Source organism: Pseudomonas sp. GW821-FHT03C07 (genome assembly GCF_059420925.1).
Genome location: NZ_JBWKUQ010000004.1, coordinates 325,664 through 341,696, shown reverse-complemented (window position 1 = coordinate 341,696; position 16,033 = coordinate 325,664). Strand labels below are relative to the sequence as shown.

Below are 16,033 nucleotides of genomic sequence, written 5' to 3'. Positions count from 1 at the left end.
GGAGAGCCATGGTGCATCCTTAACAACCGAGCAAGAGGATGCGTTATGGAAGGACGTCTTCATGGTTCAGCCCGGCCCAGCGCCGGGCTTTTCGTTTCTGCCCTTCCCTCCGGCTACGCTTTTTCATTCCCCCCAATGGAATCGAAGCCATGCCCCAGCTCGAACACTCTCTACCCGATGTCCTTGAGCGTATGTACGAAAACCAACTCGGCCTGGAGGCCGCAATCATGGAACTGACGCCGGTGGTCGAAACCCTGGGTGCGGGAGAGCCTGGTGCCAACGTCCGAAGCGCTCTGGCGGTAACTGGAGAAAACGCAGGGCACATCAAGCAGGGGCTGGCCAGGATGAAAGCGACTTAATCGCGACTGGAGGGCCGCGGTGCACATCAAGCCAGCTTTCGGATCAATGCTCGACAGCGCCACCACTCATCATCAAATCGTTGACGTTCTAATCCTGAGCGCGCGCAATGACTACCCAAGAAGATGATCGCCCAAGGACAATTCCACATGGCAAAGATCATAGTGCTTGCAGGTGACTTCCCTCAGTGCGATGGGGAGTATTGCCTCGGCACCATCACACTGAAAACGCCCCTTGAGCCACGCATGGGGAAAAGGTTCCTCGTCTCCGAATTTATAGATCTGTCAGTCGAAGACACTGGCCCCACTAAAAACATAAAGAGCGCCATAGGCCTTGGAATAGCTGGCGCCATGCTGCTTGGTCCGGTGGGAGCCATCGCCGGCTATCTACTAGCGGGTCACAGCACCGAGGTGACATTCATGGCCACACTAAAGGGTGGTCAGACGCTCCTTGCCGCAACCGATAGCGATACATTCAAAGATATTTCAGAGCACGTCCACAAAAAAGACCTTCCCTAGCTGATGCGACCCACCCGGAGTACAGAAAGTCCAGGCCGTTGTCGTCTCCCGGCGCAACGACGAAAGCCCAGAGGCCTGGCGCCAGGTGATCCACGACATCGGCGACACCGCCGGGATTCGCGTCGAGCACCTGCTGAAGCATCTGGATTCAGCCGCACCACCTCATTCCGGGACCGCACACCTAGGGCGTGGGCGCAAGTCAGTAGCAGGACTTCCTGAGCAGGCATATCTGGGCGGACGTGCGCGCTCCTGTCCGGAGTCTTTGGGCCGAAAACGAGTATTCGCTAAGCCAGTCGAATCCCAAAACCAACAAAGCCCAGCCCGGGGCAGCATTGCTGCCTCGGGCTGGGCTTTTTGGGAGCTATAGCGCTTGAAGAAGTACCAATGACCTCCTGGGCATCAGCGATTATGTCGCATCGCTCCAGTGGAGATTCAGATCACGAACAGCTCCGCCTCTAAGCTCAACGGTGCTTCGTTGTTCCTGCCCATTACGAGTAGCGACGATGACATACTTTCCGGGTGACAAGTTAGCGTAAACGATAGGGCCAACCTCATTCAGCCTCAGCAGCGCATGCCCTTGCATGTTCTGGATTGTCACGTTGATATCCGGCACATATTCATTGCCCGGACCGGTGGAGAAGGTCATATGCAGGTTGTATCCCTTGGTCTGCTGAATGGCCCTCGTTTCATCGAGACCGATGCCGCCTGACAGGTAGGGGATTCCGTTTTGCTGTTGTTGTTCCAACTGCACTGCGGAGGGGTCTATCGGCTCGTTACTGACCGCCTGACTTGCCGTGGCAGACAGGCCGGTCAACGCAGCCATGACGGTTGCCGATACCGCCAGTAAGCGCAAGGTTTTCATGATGACGACTCCTGGGCTCGTACAGAACCCATGCAGGGATGCCACCACTGAGAGCTATGCCATATAACGGTGGCATCCCGATTTAAGTCTCCCCTTGTACTGTTGATCCCTCAGGTTCCAAAAAGTTTATTTTTACGCATTGGCTGGCGGTGGCATCCGCGCCCTGCCGCGCGGCTTGATTCTGGTGTGAGGCCTGGGCCGGACTGGCGCGGGTTCGGCGTTTGATGCTTTTTCCCGCCTGGCGGGCATTCTTTAGAACAGTTTTTTAGATCGAGCAGGAGGCGGATTTACGAGGGATTGCGTACACCTTGGGGAACGGTATTTGTGCTCAGCCCACCCACGTAATCCATTCGGCGCCATCGCGCTTCAGGATTGCAGCTTGCAGGCCGAGCGGAGGTGGTGCCACGCCGAGTTTCAGACACCACAATTCAATCTGTTCGACCCGCAATTCGATCACCACCACGTCTGGGTCAAAGGGTCCGCCAGGGAACCACAAGTCTGAATTCTTCCGCCACAACGTGCTCTTGAGTGCCGGATCGTGATCCAGCACTTTTGCGGATCCAAGCAGTGTCACGTATGCATGATCTTCATCACATTGGTAAGACAGGGTTATTCGCCCAGCGCGTTGTATTTCCTGCACCTTGCGGCACTGCCGCCCCGTCAGGAAACGCACAGACCAGTGTTCGCTCAATGAATAGGGTTCAACGATACGAGCATTCGCATCGCCCGCTTCGGTAGCGGTAATTGCCATGCAATACGGCACTTTGGCAACGATACTGCGGGCTATATGAAGAAGTGATTCAGTCTTGTCGGCCTGCATAAGCCCTCTTCCATAGGGAGATATGACATAGATTGCTCAATAAGGCGATACAACGTTGTAAGGCGTTGAGCGGATAAATACTTATGCTGATTTCAAGCTGATTGTCGACGCTGGCAAACGGCTAAGGCCGCCATTCAGGTTCTGAAAATAAGTCTGCTCTGACTTTCAATCAAACGCTAGCGTGAACGGCTTTACCAACTATTGTGAATACCCCCCTATACGTCATCCTTTAATTCAGCCTATGAGAGAAAAGACGGAAATGGCTGGAAAGCGACTGAAACGCTACTTTCCATGCAAAAAAAAGCCCCGTAGACGAATCTACGGGGCTTTTGAAAAGTGGAGGCCGAGGTCGGAATCGAACCGGCGTAGATGGATTTGCAATCCACTGCATAACCATTTTGCTACTCGGCCTCAGGTCGAATCGAGCGCCCTTGCAAGACTGGCTTGCCGCAACTCCTTGATTCTTCAGCGTTCGCGACGTTGCCGTCCGAGCTGATGGCGCGCATTATGTCCTAGTTGAATGACACTGGCAACCCCCTGAATTCTAATAATTTTTAGGTCAGTCTCGGTCTTTCTGCGTCACCGTCGGCTGTGCCAGACGCGCCGCCAATGCCTTCGCCTGGCTGGCCACATCGGTCACCGCCGTGCTCTCCCACCACATGCCGCGCAACGGCGGGCCCATGGCGAACAAGCGCATGGAGATATCACCCTCGGCATCCACCACCGCACCGCCAGTATCAGCTGCAATCCCCAGCGCCAGCGGCCCCGGCCGGATCAGTCGTCGCGCCAGCAACTGCTGGGGCAAGGGGCGATCCACCCGGCGCCAGTCATACTCAATGCCCGTGGAGTTGATCAAGGCCACGCCCGTGATCGTACGCAACACCGACTCGCCCCGTGGACGGATGGAAATACTCACCTGCCCATCCCGTGGCTCATCCAGCCCCTTGAGCGACGCCGCCTCGATGGTCAGCCGCCCTTCCTTGTACAAACGCTCCACCAACTCGGCACTCAAGGGCGGCGAACGGTGATGATGGCTCTCCCACCACGGCCGCACATGCCTGACAAACTGCCGACGCTGCACATCGCTGGCCTGGTTCCAGAGCCGACCGATATGCGCCCGCACCGTATCCAGCGGCGCCTGCCAGTCGATCCCGGTCTCCAACGCGAAAGTACATTGGCGACGCACCTCACGCAGCAACTGCCGAGGGCTACGAAGACTGTGATCCGCCGCCAGGAAATCCACCCAGGTCGGCGGCTGGCGCCGCACATGAGGCAACAGCCCATGCCGGGAAATAACCCGGATCGGCCCACGATGCCCCGCCTGTTCCAGTGAAACCACGGCATCAACCATGGTCAGCCCGGAACCGATGATCAGCACCGTCCCTTGCGGATCAAGCCGCGACATGGCCGCTACATCCCAAGGATCCACCGCCGCCGCATTCAAGCCGCTGGATTGTTTCTGCCGGGTACGCGCCGCCGGGAACATGCCGGTCGCCAACACCGCGCGGGCACCTTGCAATTGCCGGCCATCAGCCAACGTCAGCTGCACACCGTCACTGTCGCTTTGCAGATCGACCACTTCGCCCCGCACGTGCTCGGCCGTCGATCCCCAGCTCGCGCCCTGATCGCGGGCTTCGGCCAGACGCTGCTGGACATAAAGACCAAAGATCCCCCGGGGCATGAACAGCTCGCTGACCGGCACATGCTGCTGGTCCGACTCAGGCCAACCACCCTCAGCAATATAAGCCTGCAACCACTGCGTCAGGTCATCAGCATTGTCCGGGTCGACACTCATCCGCGCCGCGTTGCCATTCAACGTATGCCCCAGCTCCGTGGCGCTGTAGGCCTCACCCCGTCCCAACTCGGCACGCGGTTCGACAATCAGGATCCGCCGCTGGCCTGGCAGGCGTAGCAACTGCACCGCCAGCATCGCACCGCTCAGCCCCCCGCCGACGATCAACACATCGGCCGCCGGGATGGCGTCTGTCGCCTGTCCGCTCAGGGTTTCACTCATTTTTCACGCTCTTGTCAGTGCTTGCCCAGGTAGAAGTCGTGCAGGTCACCCCGGGCCAGCAATTCATCCGCCGTACCGCTGAGCACCACCCGGCCGGTGTCGAGCACATGGGCCTGGGTCGCGTATTTCAACGCTACATTAATGTTTTGCTCGGCAATCAGGAAGCTGACCTGCTGCTCACGATTGAGCTGAGCGACGATCTCGTAGATTTCCTGGACGATAATAGGCGCCAGGCCCATGGAGGGCTCGTCAAGCAAGACTAAAGTCGGTCGTGTCATCAAGGCCCGGCCAATGGCGACCATCTGCTGCTCGCCCCCGGAAGTCAGCCCGGCCTGGGTCTTGCGCTTGGTTTTCAGGCGCGGGAACCAGGCATACAACCGCTCCAGATCGTCCCGCATCTGCCGCCGGCTCAGGCCACGGACAAACCCGCCGCTGCGCAGGTTGTCCTCCACCGTCAGTTGTCCGAATACATGCCGCCCCTCCAGCACATGCACCAGGCCGTCGCGCACGCGCTGGCTCGGCTCGACCGCCAGGCTGTCACGCCCCTGGAAGTGGATGCGGCCCCGAGTGACCTGCGCCCGTTCGGCCCGCACCAGCCCGGAGATCGCCTTGAGGGTGGTGCTTTTGCCGGCACCGTTGGCCCCGAGCAAGGCGACGATACCGCCCTTGGGCACGCTCAGGGAAACCCCGGACACCGCCAGGATCGTCCGGTCATAGATCACCTCGATATCCGAGACCTGCAACAGCGGCGCACCACTGGCTTCAAGCACGGGCTGGCTCATGGCTTACTCGCCTGCCGCGCAGGTGCGCGGGGTCAGATGTTTTTCTGCGGCGAAGGCTGCCGACTTTTCGTCGATCAACGGCCGCAACAACACACGATCCGCCGCGATCCAGTCGCTGACCAAACTCCAGTGACTGCCGTCCCATTGCTGGACCCGCGCCGAACCACCGCCCTCATGATCGCTGCAGGACAGTTTCAGGTTCTGCATCAGGCCGTAGAAGCCCATGGCCTTGAGCCGCGCGTCGTCGATATCCAGGTGCTCCAGGCCCCAGCGACCTTCTTCGCCATGCAGCGGGCGCTTGCCGAACTTGGCCTGCCCGGTGCGAATCGCTTCCACCGCAATCGCCGCATTCACCAGCCCGGAGTTGTAGTAGACGCTGCCGAAGTTGCTCAAGTCCTTGAGGTCGCTCTTGCCCTTGTCGAGGACGTACTGCTTGAGGCGCTTGTGGATCTCGAAGTCAGCACCCGCCGGGTACGGCGTGAGTGCCAGATACCCCTTGGCCGCCGCGCCAGCCGGCAACACGTCCTCGCTGGAACTGGCCCAGATATCGCCGACGATATGCTCCACCGGGAAGCCAAAACGCGCGGCGGTCTTGACCGCCACCGGCGTCGACACACCCCAGGTACGCAGGAACACCCAGTCCGGGTTGAGCTGGCGAATCTGCCGCCATTGCGCCGACTGTTCGTTGCCCGGATCGGCCACAGGGATCTGGATATTCTCGAAGCCGTATTTTTCCGCCAGCAGTTTCAGCGGCCCGAGGGTTTCACGACCATAGGCTGAGTCGTGGTAAACGGTGGCGATCTTCTTGCCCTTGAGTTTGTCGAACCCGCCTTCGCGCTGGGCGATGTAGTTCACCAGGGTCGAAGCTTCGCTGTAGAAGGTCAGCATCACCGGGAAGTTATACGGAAAGATCTTGCCGTCGGTGGCTTCGGTGCGCCCGTAACCGAGGGTGATCAACGGGATCTTGTCGACTTCCGCGCGCTCGCTCAGGGCGTAGGCCGCTGGTGCGCCGTTAGGCTGATAGACCGCCACCGGCGCGCCATCCAGGCCGTTCTTGAAGCGCTCATAGCACTCGATGCCCTTCTCGGCCGTCCATTCGGTTTCACACTCTTGCCAGACCAGCTTGACGCCGTTGATCCCACCCTCCACGTCGTTGATGTAGTTGAGGTAGTCGATCATCCCGGCCCAGACCTGCACGCCGCTGGAGGCATAGGCGCCGACCCGGTAGGTGGCCAGGGGAAAGAACTGCTGGTCGGGCGACGCCTGGACCATCGGTGCCGTCGCGCCGAGAACTGTCAGGGCCAGGGCGGCAGCGGTCAGTGAACGTTTGAAAAGTGCACGCATGGTGGAAAGATTCTCCAGGGATGGGAAGTCGGGAAGTCAGAAGCGCAACGGCCAATGCCGGAGCCGTTCGCGGGTATTGCTCAGCAGGCGGATCAGCCCTTCCGGCTCCTTGATCAGGAACAGGATGATCAGCACGCCAAAGATGATTTTCTGCAGGTTCTGCAACTGCCCGGCATCCACCGCCCCGCCGAGCAAGGCCTGGCCGAGGTGACTGAGCAGGATTGGCAGCAGGCAGATAAAGGCCGCGCCGACGAAGTTGCCGGCGATGCTGCCCATGCCGCCAATAATGATGATGAAGAGGATCTGGAACGAACGATTGATATCGAAGCTACCGGCGCTCGCCGTGCCCAGATAGGCAAATGCCCACAGCGCCCCGGCGATGCCCAGGTAGAACGAGCTGATGGCAAACGCCAGGCGCTTGTAGCGCGCCACCGGAATGCCGATCACCGCCGCGGCGGTGTCCATGTCGCGGATCGCCATCCAGTTGCGCCCGGTCTGGCTGTTCACCAGGTTGCGCGCCACCCAGGTCAGCAGCAGCACCGTGACCAGGGTCAGCAGGTAGCGGCCCAGCGGAGTGTTCAGGTCATGCCCGAGCAGCGACAGGCTCGGGGCGGAAATGGTCCCGGAGGAGCCGTAGTTGTAGAACCAGGGAAACTTGACGAACAACCACTCAAGGAAAAACTGCGCGGCCAGGGTGGTGACCATCAGGTAGAAGCCCTTGATCCGCGAACTGGGCAGGCCGAACAGCCAGCCCACCAGGCCACTGATGATGCCGCCGCCGAGCAGCGCCAGGGGCAAACCCAGTTCCGGCAGGCGCAGTAGAAAGCCGTAGGTGGCAAAGGCCCCCACCGCCATGAAGCCCGCCGCGCCGACCGAGGTCTGCCCGGTATAGCCGGTCAGCAGGTTAAGCCCCAGTCCCGCCAGGGACAGCACCAGAAAAGGAATCAGGATCGCACTCAGCCAATAATCGTTGCCCACCAGCGGCACGACACCGAACGCCAGCACCAACAAGCCGAGCAACGACCACGGCAAGCGCCGTTCAACCAGCACCCAGGGCGCCGTTTCACTCATCACGGGAACAGACATGCTTCAGACTCGCTCGATGGCCCGCTCGCCGAACAGGCCAGCCGGGCGGATATACAGGAAGGCCAGCGCCAGGACATAGGCGAACCAGGGCGTGATGCCGCCGCCGATCAGCGGCCCGATATAGACTTCGGCGAGGTTCTCGCAAGCGCCGACGATCAGCCCGCCGACAATCGCCCCGCCAATCGAGGTGAACCCGCCGATGATCAGCACCGGCAAGGCCTTGAGCACCACCAGCGACAGGGAAAACTGCACCCCCTGGCGCGCCCCCCAGAGCAGGCCCGCCACCAGGCCGACACAGCCGGCCACCGCCCAGACGATCTGCCAGATGCGATTGAGGTTGATGCCAATGGACAAGGCCGCCGTGGTGTCGTCGGCCACCGCCCGCAGCGACACGCCGATCCGGGTCTTGTTGAACAGCAACGCCAGGACCACCACCAGGACCACCGCGGCAGCGGCGGCAATCAGGTCGAACTGGCTGAGCATCACCCCGTGGACAAACAGCGGCACGTCGTCGATGCCCAGGTCCAGGGCACGGACCTGGGAGCCCATCAGCCCTTGCGCCAGACCTTCGATAATGAACGACAGGCCCAGGGTCGCCATGAACAGGGTGATCTGCGAGCGGTTGACCAGCGGCCGCAGCACCAGGCGCTCGATCAGCAGCGCACCGATTACCATCACCCCCACCGCCAGCAGCAGCGCCAGGGCAAACGGCACGCCCTGATCGTGCAAGCTGACAAAGGTCAGCGCAGCGAACAGCAGCATCGAGCCCTGGGCAAAATTGAACACACCGCTGGCCTTGTAGATCAGCACAAAGCCGATGGCGACCAGCGAATACAGGGTACCGGCGAGCAACCCGCCGATCAGGGTTTCGAGAAAAAACGCCATCAGTGCAGCGCTCCCAGGTAGGCCGCGATCACTTCGGGATTGCCCTGCACTTCGACCGGCGTGCCATCGCCGACCTTGCGCCCGTAATCGAGCACTACCACATGATCGGACAAGCCCATCACCACCCCCATGTCATGCTCGATCAGCACCACGGTGGTGCCAAGGTCGCGATTGACGTCGGCGATAAACCGCGCCATCTCCTGCTTTTCTTCGGCGTTCATGCCGGCCATGGGCTCGTCCAGCAGCAACAACGTGGGGCCGGCGATCAGGGCCCGGCCCAGTTCCACACGTTTTTGCCGACCATAGGACAAGGTGCCCACCGGCACATCGCGCAGGGCCTGCAATTCAAGCAACTGGAGAATATGTTGGGCCTTGAGGCGAAAGGCCTCGGTTTCCCGACGCGCCCGGGGCAGGCCCAGGGCCTGTTCGAGAAAATGGCTGCGCATATGCCGTGACAGCCCGGTGAGGAGGTTGTCGATCACGCTCATCTTCTTGAACAGCGCATTGTTCTGGAAGGTCCGGCCAATGCCCCGGCGGGCCGCGTCCAGAGGATCGATGCGACGAAAGCGCTGCTGTTCGAAGACGATCTCGCCGCTGTCGAAGCGGTAGACCCCGTTCAACAGGTTGAGCAAGGAACTCTTGCCCGCGCCGTTGGGCCCGATCAGGGCGCAGATCTCACCACGCCGCACTTCGAACGACAGTTCATTGATGGCCTTCACGCCCTTGAACGACAGCGACACGTCACGCACTTGCAGAATCGGTTCGGACATACTCATGCGCTTTTCCGTCCTGGGCCATCGACCCGCCATTGATTGAAGGCTGCCGGCACTTTCGATGGGGTTGCCGGTTGCCAGATGTATTGCAGGCGCTGGAAACCCAACAGGCGCCGCACACGCTGCTTGAGCAGGCGGGCCACGAGTCGATCGGGATGGGCCAACGCCCACTCGCACAAGCGCCGCCGCCAGCTGCTCGGAGGGGCCAGGCGTTGTTCGATTTCGTCCGCCAGCACGTGCAGGCGCTCCGCTGACAGCAGCAGGCCGGACGGCGCGACTTCGCGTCGATCACGACTGGCGCTGTCGCGACTCTCCGGGAAGGCCAGGCCGTGGCCGGTGTTCAGCCATTGCTCCAGCACCACGCCCAAGCCGCCCTGCCAATGGCTGTCCTCTTCGCTCCACAACTGCGCCTGGGTGTTCGCTGCGCGCCACAGCACCAGCGGGCGTGGCTCCTGGCGGTCGCCACTGAGGGCGGCGAAAGCCAGCACGGTCTGCCTGGGCGAACCTGGCAGGCGGCCCGGCAACTGATTGGCGATCAACACTGCCGGGGCGACACCTGAATCAGCTGCGCCGAGCCAGTCGAGCAGTTGCTGGCGACTGTCGATAAACCCGTGGCTCGGTTGCAGGCGCCAGAAGGCTTGGCCGAGGGCTTCGGCGCTCAGCTCCGGGGCCAGGCTCAGCACCTGACCGCCAATGGAGTGGGCAGCCAGCGCCAGCAGTAGCAGGTTCGGTTCCAGGGCGCCGCTGACGACCAGCCGCGAGTCGGCCGTGAAACCCTGTTGGCGCAGGCTGTCGGCCAGGCGCTCGACCTCGCGCAAGGCATCGATCCAGCGCCAGCGGTGCCATTGCCCGTGGCGTTTGTGGCGCAAGGCACCCTGCAACGGGCTGACCTGGGCCCAGTGGCGCAGTTGCTCAAGGGCACCGGTAAAGATCGAAACCGTTTCAGGATGCGGTGGATGGATGACGGGCGGTCGTTTCAGTTCATGCACGCTCATGGCGGAACCTCGTTCAGTCGTTTGGCGTGCGGTGGTCCGCTGGCGGCTTTGAAATACAGGTTTGTCTGTGGCAGCACTGGCGCTCTGGAGGGCCTCTTCGCGGGCAAGCTCCGCTCCCACAGGTTTTGTGTTGTGCGCTTTGGCCTGGGCAACTCAAACCTTTCCCACAGGTTTTGTGTCGTGCGCACTGGCCAGGGCAACTCAAACATTTCCCACAGGTTTTGTGTCGTGCACACTGGCCGGGGCAACTCAAACCTTTCCCACAGGTTTTGTGTCGTGCGCTTTGGCCAGGGCAACTCAAACCTTTCCCACAGGTTTTGTGTCGTGCGCACTGGCCGGGGCAACTCGAACCTTGTGGGAGCGGAGCTTGCCCGCGAAGGGGCCCGAAGATCGCCACATGAGCCCCTGCCCCACTCGGTATCAGGCCGAACGCAGGCTCTTCTCCCGCAACCCCACCAGATCCCGATACCCCGCCCCCGGATGGATATCCGCCAGCTTCGGCCCCGCGCCGAACAGCTTCTCGCGCAAGGTCCCCGGGGCGTATTCGGTCTTGTACACGCCGCGCTTCTGCAGCTCCGGCACCAACAGCTCCACCGCGTCGACAAAGGTCTCGTGGGTCAGCGCATAGGCCAGGTTGAAACCGTCGACATCAGTCTCCTCGACCCACTCCTGCAACAGATCCGCCACGGTTTCCGGGCTGCCGACAAACAACGGTCCAAACCCACCGATCCCGACCCAGTCAGCCAGCTCATTGGGTGTCCAGATCCGGTTCGGATCCGCCGTGGAAAAGGTCTCCACCGCCGACTGGATGGCGTTGGTGTGCACATGCTGCAACGGCTCATCGGGTTTGAACTGGCTGAAGTCGATCCCGGTCCAGCCCGAGATCAGCGCCATGGCGCCCTCGTAGCTGACGTAGGATTTGTATTCCTCGAACTTGGCCTTGGCCTTGGCGTCGGTCTCGCCGAGGATCACGGTCTGGAGGTTGAAGATCAGGATGCTTCGCGGGTCCCGACCTGCCTCCGCCGCGCGCCGGCGGATATCGGCCACGACCTTTTTCAGCAACACCTTGGACGGCACGGCAACAAACACGCACTCGGCATGCTCGGCGGCGAACTGCTTGCCACGGCTGGACGCACCGGCCTGATACAGAACCGGCGTGCGTTGCGGCGACGGTTCACACAGGTGGATGCCCGGCACCTGGAAGTGCTTGCCAACATGCTGGATCTGGTGAATCTTGCTCGGGTCGCTGAACACCTTGCGCGCCCGGTCACGCAGGATCGCGCCGTCTTCCCAGCTGCCTTCCCAGAGTTTGTAGCAGACCTCCAGATACTCCTCGGCATAGTCGTAACGGGCGTCATGTTCGGTTTGGGCGCGTTGGCCAAGATTCTTCGCACCGCTTTCCAGGTACGAAGTGACGATGTTCCAACCGGCGCGGCCCTTGGTCAGGTGGTCCAGGGTCGAAAGACGCCGGGCAAAGGGATACGGGTGCTCGAAGGACAGCGAAGCCGTGAGGCCGAAGCCCAGGTGCTCGGTCACCAGCGCCATGGGCGGGATCAACTGCAACGGATCGTTCACCGGCACCTGGGCCGCCTGGCGAATGGCCGCGTCGCCATTGCCGTTGTAGACGTCATAGATCCCCAACACATCGGCGATAAACAGGCCGTCGAACTTGCCCCGCTCAAGAGTCTTCGCCAGGTCGGTCCAGTACTCCAGGTCCTTGTACTGCCAGGAACGGTCCCGTGGATGGGCCCACAGCCCGGGCGACTGGTGGCCGACGCAGTTCATGTCGAAGGCATTGAGGCGGATTTCACGGGACATCGACAGCACTCCTGGCACTCGGCGGAACCACGCCGTTGAGGCGCAAGTCACCGATCAATCGGTATTTGAGATGCAGCGGATCCTCAAGCGGATCATGGCTGGGCGGCCACTTGGGGCGTTGGCCGGTCAGCTCCAGTTCGACCTGGCCGACCTGGGCCAGGGCTTCAGCAATGGCGATACTGGCTTCGGCGACCGCGATGGTCTTTTCGACCTCGTCCTGGGTGCCGACGGCAATACGTTCAGCACGCTCCAGCAGCGCCGCCGCCACGTCGATGCGAATCTGCAGGTCGCCGAACTTGCCGATGACCTGGTGATCGGCGACCAGTTGGGCATGGGCGCGTACGACGCCAAGGGTCCGTTGCAGGGATTGGTGGGCCTTGTGCAGGTCGCTTGCCACTCGTGCCAGGGCGGGCTGGTGGCTGGCGGGATGAGTCAATGCGTTCATCGTGGGCTCCTAGTTCCAGGCATGCCGGGCCGGCTTGATGCCGTTGAGCAGGTAGTTGCCGATCAGGTGATATTTCCAGCGCGCCGGGTCATGCAGGGTGTGGGTGCGGGCGTTGCGCCAATGGCGATCGAGGTTGTGCCTGGCCAGCACCGAACGGGTACCGGCCAGTTCGAAGAGCTTGCTGCTGACCAGCAGCGCGATTTCGGCGGACAGCACCTTGGCCTCGGCCACCACCACGGAGGCCAGGGCGACGCTGTCTTCGCTGGGTTGCGCCAGAGCGTGGTCAACCGCCAGACCGGCTTTTTCCAGGATCGCTTCGGTGCCATGCACCCGCCATTCCAGATCGCCGATAGCCGCCTGGGTGAAGGGATCCTGCCAGCCATATTCCTGCTGACTGTCGATCCACGGCCGCGCTTGACGGGCATGACGCTTGGCGTCTTCAAGGGCGCCGACGGCAATGCCGGTGTCGACGGCTGCCTGGATAATCTGGGAGATCGGGCCGTTGGCGGTGGCCAGGTCGAAGGCCTTGTGGGCCGGAATCACGCTGCTGCGCGGCACCTTCACATCGTTGAACAAGGCATTGCCGCTGGCGGTGGTGCGCTGGCCGAAGCCATCCCAGTTGTCGACGATGGTCAGGCCCGGGGCGCCCTGCTCGACAAAAGCGATCTGCGCATTACCGGTCTCATCAAGGCCGACCACCGGGATGAGATGGGCGAACAAGGCGCCGGTGCAGTAGAACTTTTCACCGTCGATATGGGCCGTGTCGCCGTCGAAACGGATGCGGGTGTCGAAGGTGCCGGCGTTCTTGCTCTTGGCTTCGGAAAACGCATTGCCGAAGCGATAGCCTTGCAGCACCTTGGCGAAATAGTGCTGCTTTTGTTCCTCGCCGGCGGTTTGCAAGAGGATATCCAGCACACCCAGATGGTTCTGCGGGATCTGGCCGAGGGACGAGTCGGCGGCGGAAATGATCTTGATGACTTGCGCCACCGTCACATAGGAAACCCCGGCACCGCCGTAGGCTTTGGGAACGGTGATACCCCACAGGCCACTGGCGGCGAATTCGTCGAGTTCGGCGGCGGGCAGGCGCCGCTCGCGGTCACGTACACCGGCTTCGACGGCAAAATGCGCGGCGAGGGTTCTGGCGGCGGCAATGGCCTCTTCATCCGAGCGAATGATATGGGCGGTGTAGGCAGGTTTGGCGACAGTTGTCATAGACCGACTCCCGAGTCCTTGAAAATACAAAACGCATGACAAGGACATAGCAGGAGTCGTGCCTAAAAATAAAAACTATATTTTTCAGATAGTTAATTAAAAAACCTAGAGTAGATCACAGCTATAAAACAGCAAATTGTCCAGACACTGTTGCCCTGGCAACACTCGGAAGGGGCTTTTCCCATGCCCGCCAGAGATGGAAATGGAAACCTGGTAACACCGCGAACCTGTAGGAGCAGGGCTTACCCGCGAAGCTTTTGGCGGTCTCAAGGACCTATTCGCTGGCAAGCCAGGTTCCTACAAGGGATCTGGGCACGACGATACCCATGTGTTGGAACACCGATTTTCTGTGGGAACCGGCTTGCTGGCGATAGCGCCCGACCAGTCGAAGCAAGACTTCCGGATCTCATCACAAGCAAGCTTCCCCCTACAACACCACATTACGGATAAAGCGCGTCGCCACTTCGCCATCGTTGCGATAACCATGGGGCTGGTTGCTGGGAAACATGAAGAACTCCCCTGCGGCTACCAGTCGGGGCTGTTCCCCAAGCATCACCGTCAGGCAACCTTCGAAGACGTAGATCTGCTCGCTCCAGCCGTCGTAGTCCGGCTCCGAGTCGTACCGCTCGCCCGGTTCCAGGCGCCACTCCCAGAGCTCCACTTCGCGGTTCGCCATGGCCTTGGCCAGCAACACCGCCTTGCTCCCCGGAATCACCCCGGCCCAGGCCACCTCGTTGATCCGACTCGGGTCGCGGACATCCGGTGCCTGAATCAGGTCGCTGAAAGCCACACCCAACGCCTCGGCCACTCGGTCCAACGTGGTCAGGCTGACATTCTTTTCCCCCGCCTCGATCGCCACCAGCATACGGCGGCTGACCCCGGACTTTTCCGACAACGCGGTCTGACTCAACTGAGCCTCATGGCGCAGGCGACGCACGTTCAAACTGACATGCTGCAGCACCGAAGCCCGTTGCGAAGTTTCTTTGTGCACTATATTGCTCACTTGGTTGGTTTGCGCAGTATACTGCCCAGCTTCGGCGCATTGTGCGTCTCACCCGGAGAGTGTGCAAGGCCATGACTGCGGCGAACTCCAACACCTCGTTTGCCTCGACCCTGCGGTTCAGCAAGGCCGAGTGCGTGCTGATCCTGATCACCATGGTCTGGGGCGGCACCTTCCTGCTGGTGCAGAACGCCATGACCGTCAGCGGCCCGATGTTCTTCGTCGGCCTGCGCTTTGCCGCGGCGGCGAGCATCGTCGCACTGTTCTCGGCCCGCAGCCTGCGCGGCATCACCGCTTTCGAACTGAAGGCGGGGTTCTTTATCGGCACCGCGATCATGCTCGGCTACGGCCTGCAAACCGTGGGTCTGCAAAGTATTCCCAGCAGCCAGTCGGCGTTTATCACCGCGTTGTACGTGCCCTTCGTGCCGCTGCTGCAATGGTTGGTGCTGGGCAAGCGTCCGGGGCTGATGCCGAGTATCGGGATCATGCTGGCCTTTACCGGTTTGATGCTGTTATCCGGGCCCAACGGCGCGAAACTGAATTTCAGCTCCGGGGAAATCGCCACGGTGATCAGCGCCATCGCGATTGCCGCCGAGATCATTCTGATCAGCAACTATGCCGGCAAGGTCGATGTGCGGCGGGTGACCGTGGTGCAGTTGGGCACGGCGTCGATCCTGGCATTTCTGATGATCGTGCCGACCCAGGAAGCACTGCCGGAGTTTTCCTGGCTGCTGCTGGCCAGCGCGGTCGGCCTCGGCGCCGCCAGCGCGGCGATCCAGGTGGCGATGAACTGGGCGCAGAAGAGTGTGTCGCCGACCCGCGCCACCTTGATCTATGCCGGAGAGCCGGTCTGGGCGGGAATTGCCGGGCGTGTGGCGGGTGAGCGCCTGCCGGGGATTGCGTTGTTGGGGGCGGCGTTGATCGTGGCGGCGGTGATCGTCAGCGAGTTGAAGACCAAGGGCAAGCAGCGGGCCGAGGCGATCGAAGAAACCACAGAAGCCGAAGGCCTGGATCCGAACAACCCTTAGACCGCGCTATCGTTCTTCGCGGCGATGCGGCGTCCCGACAAGCTCCGCGCCCACAAAGGATGGGGGTGCGCTCGATTTTTGTGAACGACACAAA

At 61.3% G+C, this 16,033-nt stretch carries 15 protein-coding genes, 1 tRNA gene and 2 pseudogenes; 4 read left to right on the top strand and 14 right to left on the bottom strand.

Annotated elements, in window-relative coordinates:
* Window positions 1-149 precede the first annotated feature (149 nt).
* The 3 genes and pseudogenes from AC07VG_RS10865 to AC07VG_RS10855 all read left to right on the top strand — a co-directional run.
* A complete protein-coding gene (locus tag AC07VG_RS10865) occupies window positions 150-359 on the top strand; it encodes a hypothetical protein (protein WP_495002246.1) in 210 nt (69 codons plus the stop codon).
* Between the two features lie 147 nt (window positions 360-506).
* Window positions 507-875 (top strand): hypothetical protein, encoded by a 369-nt coding sequence (locus AC07VG_RS10860; protein ID WP_495002247.1) that lies wholly within the window; start codon window positions 507-509, stop codon window positions 873-875.
* 25 nt (window positions 876-900) lie between these two features.
* A pseudogene (locus AC07VG_RS10855) lies at window positions 901-1,242 on the top strand (hypothetical protein); the annotation flags it as partial.
* A gap of 39 nt (window positions 1,243-1,281) precedes the next feature.
* Here AC07VG_RS10855 and AC07VG_RS10850 read toward each other — a convergent pair.
* The 14 genes from AC07VG_RS10850 to AC07VG_RS10785 form a co-directional block, all read right to left on the bottom strand.
* Window positions 1,282-1,737 carry a carboxypeptidase regulatory-like domain-containing protein gene (locus AC07VG_RS10850; RefSeq protein WP_495002248.1) on the bottom strand — a complete coding sequence of 152 codons (456 nt, stop codon included), beginning with the start codon at window positions 1,735-1,737 and terminating at the stop codon, window positions 1,282-1,284.
* 328 nt (window positions 1,738-2,065) lie between these two features.
* A complete protein-coding gene (locus tag AC07VG_RS10845) occupies window positions 2,066-2,557 on the bottom strand; it encodes a pyridoxamine 5'-phosphate oxidase family protein (protein WP_495021021.1) in 492 nt (163 codons plus the stop codon).
* A gap of 337 nt (window positions 2,558-2,894) precedes the next feature.
* Window positions 2,895-2,968 (bottom strand) — tRNA-Cys (locus tag AC07VG_RS10840).
* 148 nt (window positions 2,969-3,116) lie between these two features.
* Window positions 3,117-4,571, bottom strand: coding sequence for an FAD/NAD(P)-binding protein (locus tag AC07VG_RS10835; protein WP_495021020.1), 1,455 nt, complete (start codon window positions 4,569-4,571; stop codon window positions 3,117-3,119).
* A 14-nt stretch (window positions 4,572-4,585) separates the two neighbouring features.
* Window positions 4,586-5,353 (bottom strand): ABC transporter ATP-binding protein, encoded by a 768-nt coding sequence (locus tag AC07VG_RS10830; RefSeq protein WP_495021019.1) that lies wholly within the window; start codon window positions 5,351-5,353, stop codon window positions 4,586-4,588.
* Window positions 5,354-5,356: 3 nt separating this feature from the next.
* Window positions 5,357-6,697 carry an ABC transporter substrate-binding protein gene (locus AC07VG_RS10825; protein ID WP_495002252.1) on the bottom strand — a complete coding sequence of 447 codons (1,341 nt, stop codon included), beginning with the start codon at window positions 6,695-6,697 and terminating at the stop codon, window positions 5,357-5,359.
* A 36-nt stretch (window positions 6,698-6,733) separates the two neighbouring features.
* On the bottom strand, window positions 6,734-7,783 hold the full coding sequence (locus AC07VG_RS10820) for a branched-chain amino acid ABC transporter permease (protein ID WP_495002253.1): 1,050 nt from the start codon (window positions 7,781-7,783) through the stop codon (window positions 6,734-6,736).
* Between the two features lie 3 nt (window positions 7,784-7,786).
* The gene (locus AC07VG_RS10815) at window positions 7,787-8,668 is read right to left on the bottom strand and encodes a branched-chain amino acid ABC transporter permease (protein ID WP_248798196.1); all 882 of its coding nucleotides are present in this window, start codon (window positions 8,666-8,668) and stop codon (window positions 7,787-7,789) included.
* The gene (locus tag AC07VG_RS10810) at window positions 8,668-9,438 is read right to left on the bottom strand and encodes an ABC transporter ATP-binding protein (RefSeq protein WP_495021123.1); all 771 of its coding nucleotides are present in this window, start codon (window positions 9,436-9,438) and stop codon (window positions 8,668-8,670) included. The genes AC07VG_RS10815 and AC07VG_RS10810 overlap by 1 nt, the downstream gene beginning before the upstream one ends.
* 2 nt (window positions 9,439-9,440) lie before the next feature.
* The gene (locus AC07VG_RS10805) at window positions 9,441-10,436 is read right to left on the bottom strand and encodes an AMP-binding protein (protein ID WP_495021018.1); all 996 of its coding nucleotides are present in this window, start codon (window positions 10,434-10,436) and stop codon (window positions 9,441-9,443) included.
* Window positions 10,437-10,856: 420 nt separating this feature from the next.
* Window positions 10,857-12,254: an LLM class flavin-dependent oxidoreductase gene (locus tag AC07VG_RS10800; RefSeq protein ID WP_495002257.1), complete on the bottom strand. Its 1,398-nt coding sequence runs from the start codon at window positions 12,252-12,254 to the stop codon at window positions 10,857-10,859.
* Window positions 12,244-12,699: a hypothetical protein gene (locus tag AC07VG_RS10795; RefSeq protein ID WP_495002258.1), complete on the bottom strand. Its 456-nt coding sequence runs from the start codon at window positions 12,697-12,699 to the stop codon at window positions 12,244-12,246. Before AC07VG_RS10795 ends, AC07VG_RS10800 begins: the two co-directional genes overlap by 11 nt.
* Before the next feature lie 9 nt (window positions 12,700-12,708).
* Window positions 12,709-13,911 carry an SfnB family sulfur acquisition oxidoreductase gene (locus AC07VG_RS10790; protein WP_495021017.1) on the bottom strand — a complete coding sequence of 401 codons (1,203 nt, stop codon included), beginning with the start codon at window positions 13,909-13,911 and terminating at the stop codon, window positions 12,709-12,711.
* Between the two features lie 427 nt (window positions 13,912-14,338).
* Window positions 14,339-14,902 carry a helix-turn-helix domain-containing protein gene (locus AC07VG_RS10785; protein ID WP_495002260.1) on the bottom strand — a complete coding sequence of 188 codons (564 nt, stop codon included), beginning with the start codon at window positions 14,900-14,902 and terminating at the stop codon, window positions 14,339-14,341.
* On the opposite strand from AC07VG_RS10785, the pseudogene AC07VG_RS10780 reads away from it, so the two are divergent.
* Window positions 14,861-15,939 (top strand): annotated as a pseudogene (locus tag AC07VG_RS10780) (DMT family transporter). The gene AC07VG_RS10785 and the pseudogene AC07VG_RS10780 sit on opposite strands and share 42 nt — an antisense overlap.
* Window positions 15,940-16,033: the final 94 nt, after the last annotated feature.